Source organism: Vibrio sp. 2130-1, from assembly GCF_033339515.1.
The window spans coordinates 1-978 of the sequence record NZ_JAWOUT010000099.1 but is presented as its reverse complement, the minus strand read 5'-3'; the positions used below and the strand labels follow the sequence as shown (position 1 = coordinate 978).

The 978-nt window shown below is 44.1% G+C and carries 1 protein-coding gene and 1 pseudogene; one reads left to right on the top strand and one right to left on the bottom strand.

The window, feature by feature from the left end:
* Positions 1 to 112: 112 nt before the first annotated feature.
* Entirely contained in the window at positions 113 to 556 is a 444-nt protein-coding gene (locus R7Q09_RS24475) for a DUF2069 domain-containing protein (RefSeq protein WP_318143734.1), read from the top strand.
* A gap of 68 nt (positions 557 to 624) precedes the next feature.
* Here R7Q09_RS24475 and R7Q09_RS24470 read toward each other — a convergent pair.
* A pseudogene (locus R7Q09_RS24470) lies at positions 625 to 978 on the bottom strand (DUF2066 domain-containing protein); the annotation flags it as partial.

Below are 978 nucleotides of genomic sequence, written 5' to 3'. Positions count from 1 at the left end.
GCACAACAATTAGGTAAACGACTAGCAACAGCAGCGTTAAAGCTCAAAGCTTGTCACTAATACCAGTATTAATAATCAGTAGAATTGGTATCAATTCAAGGATAGAGAATCGATGTCTGACTCTGTCGAAGAACAACCACCTCTTGGTGCTCAAGCAAAAACGTATCGCTACCTCGCTTTGTTCGGCAACTTAGCTTTATTAGCATGGGTCGCGATTTGGCAACTCGCTTTATCTCCTCACCCACATCTGAGTAGCACAACACTCGCGATTGCATGGTGTATTCCGTTATTGCTACCGTTACCTGGCATCTTAGCGGGCAAACCTTACACGCATGCGTGGGCGAACTTTGTCTTGATGCTGTATTTCTTGCACGCCCTCACTATCTTGTACGTGGACGGTGGTGAACGGTGGTTGGCAGCGGTTGAGCTGGTGCTTACCTCTCTTGGTTTTGCTGGCAATATTTTGTTTGCTCGTGCTCGAGGAAAAGAGCTAGGCCTTAAACTCAAACGCTTGTCACAAGTAGAAAAAGAAGAAAAAGCGAAGTTCAATAAATAACTTCTCTGATTCAAAAACAAAAAGAGTCGCAATTGCGACTCTTTCTTTATTCTATGCTCAAACGCAGATTAACTTTGCGAAGTAGAATTCCACTCATAAATCAGATCGTATTGATCTTGCACTTGAGGAATCACAACAGGCTGTTGTACTTGCACTGCTGGCACAGTTTCCTCAACGGCTTGAACCACCGTTTTTGGTTGCCCTTCTATAGCTTGAGCCTCTGAAGGTAGAGTTTCTACCGATTGATCTTCCGATGGCGTCACTTCTTCAACGTCACCGAGTGGATCTTCAAATTCCATCAATTGTGAGATAGACGAAGCCTCTTGCTCAAATGCTTGTTGTGAAGCAAGCAAATGAATAGTCAGCGTTAACTCACTGCCTTGTACACGCTTGATTTCAGTGCCCGCCACTGAATTCAATTT